13 protein-coding genes are annotated in these 12,896 nt (G+C 70.9%); 10 read left to right on the top strand and 3 right to left on the bottom strand.

What is annotated here, in order from left to right; all coding sequences use genetic code 11:
- Window positions 1-10 precede the first annotated feature (10 nt).
- From C9J87_RS05870 to C9J87_RS05855, 4 genes are all read left to right on the top strand, one after another.
- Window positions 11-628, top strand: coding sequence for an ATP-dependent Clp protease proteolytic subunit (locus C9J87_RS05870; RefSeq protein ID WP_036492258.1), 618 nt, complete (start codon window positions 11-13; stop codon window positions 626-628).
- Window positions 629-633: 5 nt separating this feature from the next.
- On the top strand, window positions 634-1,242 hold the full coding sequence (locus tag C9J87_RS05865) for an ATP-dependent Clp protease proteolytic subunit (RefSeq protein ID WP_010832081.1): 609 nt from the start codon (window positions 634-636) through the stop codon (window positions 1,240-1,242).
- A gap of 129 nt (window positions 1,243-1,371) precedes the next feature.
- Window positions 1,372-2,652: an ATP-dependent Clp protease ATP-binding subunit ClpX gene (gene clpX, locus C9J87_RS05860; RefSeq protein ID WP_107704949.1), complete on the top strand. Its 1,281-nt coding sequence runs from the start codon at window positions 1,372-1,374 to the stop codon at window positions 2,650-2,652.
- A 146-nt stretch (window positions 2,653-2,798) separates the two neighbouring features.
- On the top strand, window positions 2,799-3,626 hold the full coding sequence (locus tag C9J87_RS05855) for a hypothetical protein (RefSeq protein ID WP_107704948.1): 828 nt from the start codon (window positions 2,799-2,801) through the stop codon (window positions 3,624-3,626).
- A gap of 150 nt (window positions 3,627-3,776) precedes the next feature.
- On the opposite strand, the gene valS is transcribed toward C9J87_RS05855, so the two are convergent.
- Entirely contained in the window at window positions 3,777-6,401 is a 2,625-nt protein-coding gene (gene valS, locus C9J87_RS05850; RefSeq protein ID WP_107704947.1) for a valine--tRNA ligase, read from the bottom strand.
- A 77-nt stretch (window positions 6,402-6,478) separates the two neighbouring features.
- Between valS and C9J87_RS05845 the strand changes: the two genes are divergently transcribed.
- The 4 genes from C9J87_RS05845 (at window position 6,479) to C9J87_RS05830 (ending at window position 9,642) form a co-directional block, all read left to right on the top strand.
- Complete coding sequence (locus C9J87_RS05845) at window positions 6,479-7,381, top strand: GNAT family N-acetyltransferase (RefSeq protein ID WP_107704946.1); 903 nt, start codon at window positions 6,479-6,481, stop codon at window positions 7,379-7,381.
- An 85-nt stretch (window positions 7,382-7,466) separates the two neighbouring features.
- A complete protein-coding gene (locus C9J87_RS05840) occupies window positions 7,467-8,834 on the top strand; it encodes a bifunctional folylpolyglutamate synthase/dihydrofolate synthase (protein WP_010832086.1) in 1,368 nt (455 codons plus the stop codon).
- A complete protein-coding gene (locus C9J87_RS05835) occupies window positions 8,831-9,220 on the top strand; it encodes a DUF4233 domain-containing protein (RefSeq protein WP_010832087.1) in 390 nt (129 codons plus the stop codon). Before C9J87_RS05840 ends, C9J87_RS05835 begins: the two co-directional genes overlap by 4 nt.
- The gene (locus tag C9J87_RS05830) at window positions 9,217-9,642 is read left to right on the top strand and encodes a GNAT family N-acetyltransferase (protein ID WP_198652282.1); all 426 of its coding nucleotides are present in this window, start codon (window positions 9,217-9,219) and stop codon (window positions 9,640-9,642) included. Before C9J87_RS05835 ends, C9J87_RS05830 begins: the two co-directional genes overlap by 4 nt.
- Here the strand turns inward: C9J87_RS05830 and C9J87_RS05825 are convergent.
- Complete coding sequence (locus C9J87_RS05825; protein WP_107704945.1) at window positions 9,639-10,970, bottom strand: aminotransferase-like domain-containing protein; 1,332 nt, start codon at window positions 10,968-10,970, stop codon at window positions 9,639-9,641. The two genes, C9J87_RS05830 and C9J87_RS05825, sit on opposite strands and share 4 nt — an antisense overlap.
- 71 nt (window positions 10,971-11,041) lie before the next feature.
- On the opposite strand from C9J87_RS05825, the gene C9J87_RS05820 reads away from it, so the two are divergent.
- Together C9J87_RS05820 and ndk are read left to right on the top strand one after the other, a co-directional pair.
- Window positions 11,042-11,725, top strand: a complete 684-nt coding sequence (locus tag C9J87_RS05820) for a pyridoxamine 5'-phosphate oxidase family protein (RefSeq protein WP_107704944.1) — start codon at window positions 11,042-11,044, stop codon at window positions 11,723-11,725.
- A gap of 9 nt (window positions 11,726-11,734) precedes the next feature.
- Window positions 11,735-12,160 carry a nucleoside-diphosphate kinase gene (gene ndk / locus C9J87_RS05815; RefSeq protein WP_010832090.1) on the top strand — a complete coding sequence of 142 codons (426 nt, stop codon included), beginning with the start codon at window positions 11,735-11,737 and terminating at the stop codon, window positions 12,158-12,160.
- A gap of 131 nt (window positions 12,161-12,291) precedes the next feature.
- Here ndk and C9J87_RS05810 read toward each other — a convergent pair whose 3' ends face one another.
- Window positions 12,292-12,858: a DUF937 domain-containing protein gene (locus C9J87_RS05810; protein ID WP_010832091.1), complete on the bottom strand. Its 567-nt coding sequence runs from the start codon at window positions 12,856-12,858 to the stop codon at window positions 12,292-12,294.
- Between the last annotated feature and the right edge of the window lie 38 nt (window positions 12,859-12,896).

The following is a 12,896-nucleotide window of genomic DNA, read 5'->3' as shown; positions in this document are numbered from 1 at the left end:
CTCGCCCGAGATGAATGGCGGCAACGGGACCTACGGTCTCGACGACCACATCTACCAGCGGTTGCTCCGCGAGCGGATCGTGTTCCTCGGCTCCGAGGTCCGCGACCAGAACGCCAACGCGATCTGCGCCCAGCTGCTGCTGCTCTCGGCCGAGGATCCCGAAGCCGACATCTTCCTGCACATCAACAGCCCCGGTGGCTCCGTCGACGCCGGCATGGCGATCTACGACACGATGAACTACATCCCCAACGACGTGGCCACGGTCGGCATGGGCCTGGCTGCCTCGATGGGTCAGTTCCTGCTCTGCGCCGGCACCAAGGGCAAGCGCTACGCCCTGCCGCACGCCCGGATCATGATGCACCAGCCCTCGTCGGGCATGGGTGGCTCCGCCTCCGACATCAAGATCCAGGCCCAGCAGTCGCTGCACATCAAGAAGGTGCTGCTGGACCTCATTGCCGAGCACACCGGCCAGTCGGTCGACCAGGTCGTCGCCGACGCGGACCGCGACCGTTGGTTCACCGCAGAGCAGGCGGTGGAATACGGCCTGGTCGACAAGGTCGTCACCAACGCGCGCGAGGCCGCCGATGAAGGCCGTCCGGCACGCCGCAACTCCAACGACAAGGGCTGATCCGCATGAACTACTACATCCCGCAGTGGGAAGAGCGCACTTCCTACGGCGTCCGTCGCATCGACCCCTACACCAAGCTCTTCGAGGAGCGCATCATCTTCCTCGGCACCCCGATCAGCGACGACGTCGCCAACGCGGTGATGGCCCAGCTGTTGTCCCTGGAGTCGATGAACCCCGACCAGGACATCAGCATCTACATCAACAGCCCCGGTGGCTCGTTCACCGCGCTGACCGCGATCTACGACACGATGCGCTTCATCAAGCCCGACGTGCAGACCGTGTGCCTGGGCCAGGCGGCCTCGGCGGCTGCGATCCTGCTCGCCGCCGGCACGCCCGGCAAGCGCCTGGCGCTGCCGAACAGCCGCATCCTGATCCACCAGCCCTACACCGAGGGCACGTTCGGCCAGACCTCCGACATCGAGATCCAGGCCAACGAGATCCTGCGCATGCGTGAGCTGCTCGAGAAGATGATCTCTGACCACAGTGGCAAGGACATCGAGCAGGTCAGCCGCGACATCGAGCGCGACAAGATCCTCACCGCCGAGGCGGCCGTCGAATACGGCCTCATCGACGCAGTGCTCGAGTCGCGCAAGGCCGCGCCGGCCCTCGGCTAGGGCTCACCACAGGACGTACGACAGTGTCTTCAAGCCTCGTGTCCGGCCCCCAGAAGGGGCCGGCACGAGGTACCGTCAGGGAGTTTGCAAGGCCGGGGTCCCGACCCGGCAGGACCGGAGGATCAACCCGTGGCTCGAATCGGTGACGGCGGCGACCTGCTGAAGTGCAACTTCTGCGGGAAGAGCCAGAAGCAGGTCAAGAAGCTCATCGCAGGACCCAATGTCTACATCTGCGACGAGTGCATCGAGCTCTGCAACGAGATCATCGAGGAGGAGCTCGCCGACGGCGGCGAGGTCAGTCTCGACGAGCTGCCCAAGCCTCGGGAGATCTTCGAGTTCCTCAACTCCTACGTCATCGGCCAGGAACACGCCAAGAAGGCGCTCGCCGTGGCGGTGTACAACCACTACAAGCGCGTCCAGGCGGGCGTGTTGCCGGTCCCCGGCAAGCACGCCAAGGACGACGTGGTCGAGGTCGCGAAGTCCAACATCCTGGTCATCGGCCCGACCGGTTGCGGCAAGACCTATCTCGCCCAGACGCTGGCGCGCATGCTCAACGTGCCGTTCGCCATCGCCGACGCCACCGCGCTGACCGAGGCGGGCTATGTCGGCGAGGACGTCGAGAACATCCTCCTCAAGCTGATCCAGGCCGCCGACTACGACGTGAAGAAGGCCGAGACCGGCATCATCTACATCGACGAGATCGACAAGGTGGCCCGCAAGGCGGAGAACCCCTCGATCACGCGCGACGTCTCCGGTGAGGGCGTGCAGCAGGCACTGCTGAAGATGCTCGAGGGCACGACCGCCTCGGTGCCGCCGCAGGGTGGTCGCAAGCACCCGCACCAGGAGTTCATCCAGATCGACACCACCAACATCCTGTTCATCGTGGGCGGTGCCTTCGCGGGACTCGAGAACATCGTCGAGCAGCGCGTGGGCAAGAAGACCCTCGGTTTCACCGCCGACGTGCGTGGCGAGGCCGAGCGCGACGCCGACGACCTGATGGCGCTGGTGCGACCCGAGGACCTCACCAAGTTCGGCCTGATCCCCGAGTTCATCGGCCGGTTGCCGCTCATCGCGAGCGTCACCAAGCTCGACAACGAGGCCCTGGTCCAGATCCTCACCGAGCCGCGCAACGCGCTGGTCAAGCAGTACCAGAAGCTCTTCGACCTCGACGGCGTCGAGCTGGAGTTCACCGAGGGTGCCATCGCCTCGATCGCCGACAAGGCCCTCGAGCGGGGCACCGGTGCCCGCGGCCTGCGCGCGATCATCGAAGAGGTCCTGCTCCACGTGATGTACGAGGTGCCGTCGCGCGACGACATCGCGAAGGTGATCGTGACCCGTGAGGTCGTCCTCGACGACGTGGCGCCGACGCTGGTTCCCCGCGAATCGGAGTCGAAGAAGAAGTCCGCCTGACCCAGTTCCTCCCTACGTCCGATCTGGCCCCAACGGGTCAGGTCGGACGTAGTCCTTTCTAGTCATTTGTGCCCCGATCGGACGATGTGGGTCCGGGGGCAGGCGAGAATGGGGGTCTTCGTCATGGCCCAGGAAGGGGATCTCGGGTGAGCACAGAGCACAAGCGGCCGCTTGTCGCCTTCATTGCGGTGTCGATCCTGTGCGCCGTGATGCTGGGCCACGGCATCCGCAGCGAGGCCCTCATCGGCCTCTTCGGGCCCCACCAGCCGATGACGGCCGCTCATAACGAGCAGACCGTCACCGTGCGCGACCGGGCCGCTGCCGTGGCGCCCACGGCGGTGGCCACCGGCCTGCCCGGTCTCAGCGCCGACCCGTCCGTCGCGGCCGCCCCCACGCCCACCAGCGCTCCGACGCCGACACCTGCCCCGGTGGTCGTGCAGACGGGGTCGCTGGCATCGGTGCCGCCAGTCCCCGCTGTCACCGCCACGGAGCCGCCGACCCCCATGACGCTCCAGACGCCGCTCCCCACGCCCCCGCCCACCCCCGAGCAGGCCGAGCGTGAGCACGGCGAGCAGTCGGACGCCATGGCGGCCCGCAAGGCCGCCCGCGAGGCGGAGAAGGCCGCGCAAGAGGCGCTGAAGGCCCAGGAGAAGGCCGACCAGGCCGCGATCCAGGAATCCACCGCCCACGCCAGGGCGGCTCAGCAGGACGCCGACAAGGCAGCCAGGCAGGCGGAGCGGTCGGCCGACGTCGCGGAGAAGGCGGCGGAGAAGGCGGCGGACAAGGCCGACCACCAGCAGTCCGCGGCCCCGTCGACCACGACCACGAGCCCGGCCGCCAGCCCCGCCGCGACCCCGACTCCTTCCCCGGTTACGACGCCCCAGCAGCAGTCGCTGCCTGGTGAGCCGTCGACCGACCAGGCTCCCGTCCATCAGGACGAGCAGCCCGTCGGCAGGGACCCGCGCGTCGGCTGATCCCGCAGCGCCAGCCCGGGCGGCGTCTCGCCGTGCCGCGCACAGGCGTGGCGTCGCCGTACCGAGAGATCCTGCTTGCCGGATCGTGCGGTGGGCAGCAGAACCTCTCGGTACGTCGGACGGTCCTGCGCCAGGAGCGTCCGCCCGGTCTCAGGTCGGGTCGACCGCCGGGACCTCGGCCAGCTCAGCCGCGACCGAGATCTCCTGGGCCTTCTCGTCGGCGGTGAAGACCAGGTCGCCGGTGATCTTCCCGGCGCGGCGCAGGTCGTCTGCTGCGGCCTCGATGCCTGCGAGCAGGTCGGCGGGCCCGGTGATCTCGACGCGGGACAGCTCGGCCTTCATCGAGACCTTGGCCTTGGACTTCGCGCCCCGGACCCCGATCAGGGCCGCCGCCACCGCGGACACCGCTCCCGGGTCGGCGGCAGCAGCCGCGCCCAGGTCGGCCGGGACGGGCCAGGCCGCGTGGTGGATCGAGCCCTCCTGCCACCACGACCACACCTCTTCGGTGACGTAGGGCAGGAACGGTGCCAGCAGGCGCAGCTGGACGTGCAACGCGATGGCCAGCGCTGCTCGGGCCGACTCCGTGGCCGAGCCGCCGTCCTCGTCGTAGGCGCGCTCCTTGACCAGCTCGAGGTAGTCGTCGCAGAACTCCCAGAAGAACTTCTCGGTGACCTCGAGGGCGGTCGTGTAGTCGTAGGCCTCGAAGGCTTCGGTCGCCTTGCGGGTGACCACCTCGAGCCGGCCGAGCAGCGCGCAGTCGATGGGGGCACTGACGGCGAAGTGGTCGAGCGAGGACGCGCCGACGTTGCCGAGCACGAACTTCGAGGCGTTGAGGACCTTCATCGCCAGGCGGCGACCGATCTTCATCTGCGACTCGTCGAAGGGCGAGTCGGCCCCGGGGCGACCGAGGGCGGCGCGCCAGCGGACCGCGTCGGCGCCGTACTTGTCGAGGATCTCGGTCGGGACGACGACGTTGCCCTTGGACTTCGACATCTTCTTGCGGTCGGGGTCGACGATGAACCCGGAGATCATCGCGTGCGTCCACGGCGAGGCGTGCTGCTCGAAGTGGGCACGGACGATGCGGCTGAACAGCCACGTGCGGATGATGTCGTGGGCGTGGGTGCACAGGTCGTAGGGGAAGACGCGCTCGAAGAGGTCCTCGTCGCTGAGCCAGCCACCGGCGATCTGCGGGGTGAGCGACGACGTCGCCCAGGTGTCCATCACGTCGGGGTCGCCCATGAAGCCGCCGGGCTTGCCGCGCTGGGACTCATCGAAGCCTTCGGGCGCCTGCGTCGACGGGTCGATCGGCAGCGCGTCCTCACGGGGGAGCAGCGGGTGCTCGTAGTCGGGGTCGCCGGCCTCGTCGAGCGGGTACCAGACCGGGAACGGGATGCCGAAGAACCGCTGACGCGAGATCAGCCAGTCGCCGTTGAGGCCGCTGACCCAGTTGTCGTAGCGGTGCTTCATGTGGCCCGGCAGCCAGGTGATCTCGTCGGCGCGCTCGAGCATCTCGGTGCGGACCTCGGCCTCGCGGCCGCCGTTGCGGATGTACCACTGGCGGGTCGCGACGATCTCGAGCGGCTTGTCGCCCTTCTCGTAGAAGTTCGCCATCCGCTGGGTCGCCTTGGGCTCGCCGTCGAGGTCGCCGGAGCTGCGCAGCGCGGCCACCACGGCCTCGCGGGCGCTGAAGGTCGTCTTGCCCTTGAGCTCTTCGTACGCCGCTGCGGCCGCCTCGCCCGAGAGCCACTCCGGCGTCTCGCGCAGCATCCGGCCGTCGCGCCCGATCAGGGTGCGGACGGGCAGGTTGAGCTCGCGCCACCACATCACGTCGGTGAGGTCACCGAAGGTGCAGCACATCGCGATGCCGGCGCCCTTGTCGGGCTCGGCGGCGGGGTGGGCGAGGACCGGGATCTCGACGCCGAAGACCGGGCTGGTGACGGTGGTGCCGAACAGCGCCTGGTAGCGCTCGTCGTCGGGGTGCGCGATCAGCGCGACGACGCTGGGGATGAGCTCGGGGCGGGTCGTCTCGATGTGGACGGCCTCGCCGTCGGGCTTGTGGAAGGCGACGCGGTGGTAGGCGCCGGGGTAGTCACGCGCCTCGAGCTCGGCCTGCGCGACGGCGGTCTGGAAGGTGACGTCCCACAGGGTCGGCGCCTCCTGGAGGTAGGCCTCGCCGCGGGCGTAGTTGCGCAGGAAGGCGGTCTGGCTGACGCGCTGGGCCTTGGGTCCGATGGTCGTGTAGTTCTCCGACCAGTCCACGCTGAGGCCGAGCGTGCGCCACAGCGACTCGAAGACCTTTTCGTCCTCCTCGACGAGCCGCTCGCACAGCTCGATGAAGTTGGGGCGGCTGATCGGGATCTGCTTCTTGGGGTCCGGCTTCTCCGGAGGCGTGAAGTCGGCGTCGTAGGGCAGGGTCGGGTCGCACCGGACACCGAAGTAGTTCTGCACCCGGCGCTCGGTGGGCAGGCCGTTGTCGTCCCAGCCCATCGGGTAGAAGACGCTCTTGCCGGTCATCCGCTGGTAGCGCGCGATCAGGTCGGTGTGCGTGTAGGAGAAGACGTGGCCCACGTGCAGGCTGCCGCTCACGGTCGGCGGCGGCGTGTCGATGGAGTAGACGTCGGCGCGGACGGCGGACCGGTCGAACTTGTAGGTCTCGTCGTTCTTCCAGCGCTCCGACCACGTGGCCTCCAGCCCTTCGAGCACGGCCTTGTCGGGTACGACGACGTCGCGGCGGGCGGACGTCGTGGACTCGGGCTCAGGGCTGGTGGCAGTCATGGGGCGCAGTCTATGAGCGTGGCTCGGAGGCGAGAAAACGAGTTACCCCCGTGATATCCGGTGACTAGCGTGACGGCATGGACCTGGAGTTCTTCGCCGACCCCGCCGCCTTCCTCGACGCGGCAGGCGACCTCCTGGCTGCCGAACCCGTGCTCGGCACGGTGATCGGCAGCGTCACCGAGCGCACGAAACGCGAGCTCGCGGCCGGGATCGACTCCTGGGCGGAGGTCGGCGCGCCCTTCGACCGCTGGTGGCTGGTGGTGCGCGACGAGGCCGGAAAGCCTGTCAGTACGGCGATGCGGACCGCTCCGTTCCACCCGAACCCCGTCTTCGCGCTGCCGATGGCCGACGAGGAGGCCGCCGCGCTGGCGGTCGCGCTGCACGAGCGCGGCGAGTCGCTCGGCGGCGTCAACGGCGCGCTGCCCACGGTCTCGCTGATCGCGGCCGAGACCGCCCGGCTGGTCGGCGGCGACGTGACGGTGCACCAGCACACCCGGCTCTGGGAGGCGACGGACGTCACAGTGCCGCCGGCCCCGCCGGGACGGTTGCGACGGGCCACGGAGGCGGATGCGCCACTCGTGCTGGAGTGGTTCACCGCCTTCCACGTCGAGGCCGACGTGCAGGCCGGACGCGAGCCCGACCCCACCGGCGGCGAGCACAACACGATGGACAGCGCTCTCGTCCGGATCCGCGAAGGCGTCGAGTGGCTGTGGGAGTCGCCGGCCGGCGAGGTCGTGCACCTGACCGGCCGCAGCGTGCCGGCGTACGGCGTCTCCCGCATCGGCCCGGTCTTCACGCCCCGCGAGCACCGGGGCGCTGGGCTCGCGTCCCACGTCGTGGGCGAGCTGACCCGGACCGGGCTCGAGGCGGGGGACCGGATGTGCCTGTTCACCGACCAGGCCAACCCGACGTCCAACAAGATCTACGAGGCGCTGGGCTACCGCCCGGTCGTGGAGATGGCCAACCTGCTGATCGGGTGACCTGCCGGCTCGCTGGCCCTTCCCGTGAACGAGGCACGGGCGCGCCCACCCGGTCGTGGCGCCCGCGCCCTAGACTCGTGGCGAGATGAGTGACAACGCTGCGAACGCCCGCCCGGCCGAGACCTACGCCGAAGTCGAGGACGCCCTGCTGTCCCGCTGGCCCGAGACGAAGCTCGAGCCGAGCCTCGACCGGATCGCCGCCTTCACGGAGCTGCTGGGCGAGCCGCAGAAGTCGCTGCGGGTCATCCACCTGACCGGCACCAACGGCAAGACCTCGACCAGCCGCATGATCGAGCGGCTGCTGCGCGCCCTCGACCTGCGCACCGGTCGCTTCACCAGCCCCCACCTCGAGCGGATGAGCGAGCGGATCAGCATCGACGGGGAGCAGCTCACCGACGACGAGTTCGTCGCGGCGTTCAACGACGTGGCGGCGTACACGCACATCATCGATGCCGAGCAGGAGCACCCGCTCTCCTTCTTCGAGACCATGGTCGCGATGGCCTATGCCGCCTTCGCCGACGCCCCGGTCGACGTCGCGGTCGTCGAGGTCGGCATGGGCGGCACCTGGGACGCGACCAACGTCGCGGACGCCGACGTCGCGGTCGTGCTGCCGATCGCGGTCGACCACGCGAAGTACCTCGGCGACACCACCGCCGCCATCGCCGCGGAGAAGGCCGGCATCCTCAAGCCCGGCTGCTTCGCGATCTTCGCCGAGCAGACCCCCGAGGTCGCCACCGTGCTCCTCGAGCGCGCCGTCGAGGTCGGAGCGACCGTCGCCCGCGAGGGCATGGAGTTCGGCGTCATCTCCCGCGTCCCCGCCGTCGGCGGCCAGGTGATCAGCCTGCAGGGCCTGCGCGGGCGCTACGACGACCTCTTCCTGCCGTTGTACGGCGCCCACCAGGCCCAGAACGCCGCGGTCGCCCTGGCTGCGGTCGAGGCCTTCGCCAGCGACGAGCCCCTCGACGTGGAGATCGTGCGCGCGGCCTTCGCCGAGGTCACCAGCCCCGGTCGGCTCGAGGTCATCCGCCGCAGCCCCACCATCGTGCTCGACGCGGCCCACAACCCCCACGGTGCCGAGGCGACCGCTGCCGCGCTCGAGGACTCCTTCAGCTTCTCGCCGCTCATCGGCGTGATGGGCGTGATGAGCGACAAGGACGCCGACGGCGTGCTCGCCGCGTTCGAGCCGCACTTCCACCACCTGATCTGCACGCAGAACTCCACGCCGCGCTCGATGTCGGCCGCCGACCTCGGCCGTGCCGCCATCGAGATCTACGGCGAGGACCGCGTGACCGTCGTGCCCGACCTCGCCGAGGCGATCGACCGGGCCGCGACCCTGGCCGAGGCCGGCGAGGCCTTCGGCGACGCGCTCGGCGCCGGGGCGGTGCTGGTCACCGGCTCGGTGATCACGGTGGGGGAGGCCCGCACCATGCTCGTCCGGAAGGCCCGCGCATGAGCGAGACCCCGACCCCGCACAACACCGATCGCTCGCCGCGCCGGGGCATGTGTGCCGCGGTGCTGTGCCTGGAAGCGATCACGATCGGCCTGACCACGCCAGTGATGATCACCATCGCCGACGTCGCCGTCGGCCCCGCGCTCGTCGTCGGGGTCGGGCTCGCAGTGGTGTGCCTGCTGCTCGCCGGCATGCTGCGCAAGCCGTGGGCCTACACCGCCGGCTACGCCATCCAGGTCGCCGCGATCGGCCTCGGCTTCGTGATCCCCATGATGTTCTTCCTGGGCGCCGTCTTCGCTGCGCTCTGGGCCACGGCCGACTTCCTCGGACGCAAGATCGAGCGGGAGAAGGCGGAGGCCTGGGCGGCCTACCGCGCCTCGCAGTCGTGAACAGCGCGACCCGCGTCGGCGAGGGCGACGAGGCTCTTGACCGACAGCTCTCGGCTGAGCTCGACGCCGTCAACAGCGCCGCCATGTCCCACGCCGGACCGCAGCGCGAGCTCACTGTGCGCATCGAGGACGAGTTCGGCCTCGTCGCCGGCATCAGCGGTTGGACGTGGGGAGTCGCCGCGGGCATCGCCATGACGTGGGTGCGCGCCGACCAGCGCGCATCCGGGCTCGGCGGCGAGCTGCTCGACGCCTTCGAGGCGGAGGCCCGCGCGCGCGGCGCCCAGCACGTCTTCGTCACCTCCTTCACCTTCCAGGCGCCCGGCTTCTACGAGCGTCGCGGTTACGTGGAGTTCGCTCGCTGGGTCGATGTCCCGGTGGCCGGCCAGGACGACGTGCACCTGCGCAAGGAGCTCGGCTCCTAGCTGCTCGCCAGCGACTCGACCAGCACCGCGAGGGCCGCGTCGAGCTCCTCGTCGGTCGGCCCGCCGAACCCGACGACCAGCCCGGTCAGCTCTGCGCTGCGGCAGTAGTCGGCGAGCAGGTTGACCCGGAACCCGGCCGCCTCGGCCGCAGCCCGGGCGCGGACCGCCTCGCGGTGCGGGAGCAACCACGTGGAGTACATGCCTGCCACGGGTCCCGCCAGCTCTGCGTACGGCGACAGCGCGGCGACGACGCGCGGGGCGCGTTCGCCGTACACCCGACGCGCGGAGCGCACCACGGCGTCGAGGTAGCCGTCGCGGACCAGCGCCACGAACGCCCGCTGCACGGGCCAGGCGGGCGCGTCGTGGGTGATCGCACGGTGCCGTTCCACCTCCGGGCGCAGGGAGGCCGGCGGCACCATCCAGCCCAGCCGCAGCGAGGGCAGGACCGACTTCGACGCGGTGCCGAGGTAGGCGACCACGTCGGGGTCGATCGACGCGAGGGCCGGGACCGGGGCCACGTCGTAGCGGAACTCGGAGTCGTAGTCGTCCTCGATCACGACGGCGCCGTCGCGGCGTGCGGCGGCCAGGAGCGTCAGCCGGTCGTCGGCGGGCATCACCCGGCCGAGCGGGTGCTGGTGGGCGGGCGTGACGTAGGCCGCCGCGCAGCCGGACAGGTCGGTGATCGGGAGCAGGGCCGGATGGTCGCGGACCTCGCGCCCGCTCTCGCGCACCGTCAGGGCGGCGGCGCGGTAGCCGGGATCCTCGACCACGACCGGCTGCCGTGGCAGGGCATTGAGGACGTGCCGGAGCCCGGCGGTGGTGCCTGCGGTGATGCTCAGCTCGTCCGGGTCGACGCCCAGCCCGCGGGTCGTGCCGAGCCGCTCGGCCAGGAGCGCGCGCAGCTCGGGCAGCCCGCGCGGGTCGTCGTAGCCGCGGGGCGGGGTCGCCGACGAGACCTCGCGCCAGGCGCGGCGCCAGGCGGCGTCGTGGCGGGTGTCGACCCATGGTGTGCCGGCGTTGAGGGGGACCAGTGGGCGTCGTGGCTGGGGCCGTCGCCGGGGCGGCGACGTCGGGTGGCCGGGCCCGGGGCCGCCGCTGACCCAGCTGCCGGCGCCCTGTCGTGCCTCGAGCCAGCCTTCCGCCCGCAGCTGGTCCCACGCCTGCTCGGTCACCGCGCGGGAGACGCCCAGGTCGGCGGCGAGCCGCCGGGTGCTGGGCAGCCTGGTGCCCGGGGCGACGGTCCCGGCCAGCACGAGCCGGCGCACCTGGTCGGCGAGCTGGACGCCGAGGGGGCGGGCGTCGGCGCGATCGAGGGTCACCGGGAGCATGGAAATGGCCTGTCTGTTTGCTGCCGAAGTGGCTCGTGCGTGCGGGCCACTGTCACGCCACGATGGTAGCCATGGACAGCACCACGACCCTCGAACCCACCGGCCGCACCACGATCGGGCGCGGCCGCAACCGCGCCGTCGCGGACCGTGGCCGGCTGATGGCCCTCCTCGGCGACGCACTGATCGCGCACGTCGGAGTGGTGATGGGCGAGCACCCGGTGGTGCTGCCCACTGCCTTCGCAGTCGACGCGGGCGGTCCGGACACCGGCGGCACGCTCTACCTGCACGGCTCGGTGGCGGCCGGCTGGCTGCGGGCGGCCCCCGACGCGACGGTGTGCGTCACCGTGACGGAGCTCGACGGGCTGGTCGCCGGCCGCTCGGCCTTCCACCACTCGATGAACTACCGCTCGGCGGTGATCATCGGCGCGGGCCGCCTGGTCGAGGACGCCTCCGAGCGCCAGCACGCTCTCGACCTGATCGTCGACCACATGATCCCGGGGCGTTCGGCGACCTTGCGGGCCAGCACGCGCAAGGAGCTTGCCGCGACCGCCGTCGTCGCCGTACCCCTCCACGAGGCGTCGATGAAGGAGCGCGACGGCGGGCCGGGGGACGAGCCCGAGGACGTGGCGAGCGGTGGCTGGGGCGGGCACATCCCGCTGCGCCGGGTGGCCGCGTCGCCCGTGCCCGACGCGGACGCGCGCGGGGTCGTGCCCGTCGAGGTGGTGGCCCGCGCCCGGGCCCTGGCTGCCCGTTAGGCTGCGGCCATGACCGAGCGCTCTCTTGTCCTTGTCAAGCCGGACGGCGTACGCCGCGGCCTCACCGGTGAGGTGATCCGCCGCATCGAGGCGAAGGGCTACGCCCTGGTCGCCCTCGAGCTGCGGGAGGCCACGCCCGAGCTGCTCGCCGAGCACTACGCCGAGCACGAGGGCAAGCCGTTCTACGAGCCGCTCGTCGAGTTCATGCTGTCCGGCCCGGTGGCCGCGATGGTGCTCGAGGGGGAGCGCTGCATCGAGGGCTTCCGCTCGCTCGCCGGTGCCACCGACCCCACCGTCGCCGCGCCCGGCACGATCCGTGGCGACCTCGGTCGTGACTGGGGCCTGAAGGTGCAGCAGAACCTCGTCCACGGCTCCGACGCCCCCGAGTCCGCGGCCCGCGAGATCGGCATCTGGTTCCCCGAGCTCGGAGCCTGACGCGGCCGCAGGCCGCCGGCACGCGCCCTCACGCCAACAGGTAGGGGAAGTTTCGCGCCTCCTGCCCGTTGCAACGGCCAACCCGTGACGGAGTCCCCGCTTAAGCGGGGACTCCGACGCAAGAACAGTTTTCAGGCCTTGCGGCCACCCCCGAGCAACCCGCCGAGCAGGTCGCCGAGGATCGAGCCGGCGCTGGTGCCGGCGGACGACGGGGTGCCGGCGCCCTGCGAGGCGCCGCCGAGGATGCTGGACAGGATCGAGCCGAGGACGCCGCCGCCGGCTGCTCCGCCGAGCGCACCGCTCTTGCCGCCGACCTGCTTGGCGAGATAGCTGAGCACGATCGGGGCCAGGATCGGCAGCAGCTTGGCGACCAGCCCGCTCGAAACGCCCGTGGAGCCGAGCTGGTTGACGACCTGGTCCTGGTTGGCCCCGAAGATGTGGGCGGCGATCTTCTGCCCCTCGGCCACGTCGACGTCCTCGACGTCGACCGGCGGCGTCGCGACGTCGTTGTCGTGCTGGCCGAGGGCCTCGGCCAGGGAGGCCTCGCCGCCCGGGTCCTGCGTGTTGGCCTCGAGACCGCCGAGGAGGGCGGGGAGGGCGACGTCCACTGCACGGCGTACGGCGTCGGGATCCTCGCCGAGCTTGGCGGCGATCTGGTCGATGGGCAGGGTCGAGACGAGCTCGTTGATGTCAGCCATGAGGGAAACGTAGCGGGACTCGGGCCCCGATGGCAGGG

The organism is Nocardioides allogilvus (assembly GCF_003047285.1).
GTDB lineage: Bacteria > Actinomycetota > Actinomycetes > Propionibacteriales > Nocardioidaceae > Nocardioides > Nocardioides allogilvus.
This window is presented reverse-complemented; position numbering and strand designations above follow the sequence as displayed.

What these genes read in the sequence shown, in the direction of transcription:
- C9J87_RS05870 (WP_036492258.1), top strand. Translation starts at nt 11, where the DNA reads ATGAATGGCGGCAACGGGACCTACGGTCTCGACGACCACATCTACCAG.
- C9J87_RS05865 (WP_010832081.1), top strand. Translation starts at nt 634, where the DNA reads ATGAACTACTACATCCCGCAGTGGGAAGAGCGCACTTCCTACGGCGTC.
- valS (WP_107704947.1), bottom strand. Translation starts at nt 6,401, where the DNA reads ATGACTGCCACCAGCCCTGAGCCCGAGTCCACGACGTCCGCCCGCCGC.
- C9J87_RS05845 (WP_107704946.1), top strand. Translation starts at nt 6,479, where the DNA reads ATGGACCTGGAGTTCTTCGCCGACCCCGCCGCCTTCCTCGACGCGGCA.
- C9J87_RS05840 (WP_010832086.1), top strand. Translation starts at nt 7,467, where the DNA reads ATGAGTGACAACGCTGCGAACGCCCGCCCGGCCGAGACCTACGCCGAA.
- C9J87_RS05835 (WP_010832087.1), top strand. Translation starts at nt 8,831, where the DNA reads ATGAGCGAGACCCCGACCCCGCACAACACCGATCGCTCGCCGCGCCGG.
- C9J87_RS05825 (WP_107704945.1), bottom strand. Translation starts at nt 10,970, where the DNA reads ATGCTCCCGGTGACCCTCGATCGCGCCGACGCCCGCCCCCTCGGCGTC.
- C9J87_RS05820 (WP_107704944.1), top strand. Translation starts at nt 11,042, where the DNA reads ATGGACAGCACCACGACCCTCGAACCCACCGGCCGCACCACGATCGGG.
- ndk (WP_010832090.1), top strand. Translation starts at nt 11,735, where the DNA reads ATGACCGAGCGCTCTCTTGTCCTTGTCAAGCCGGACGGCGTACGCCGC.
- C9J87_RS05810 (WP_010832091.1), bottom strand. Translation starts at nt 12,858, where the DNA reads ATGGCTGACATCAACGAGCTCGTCTCGACCCTGCCCATCGACCAGATC.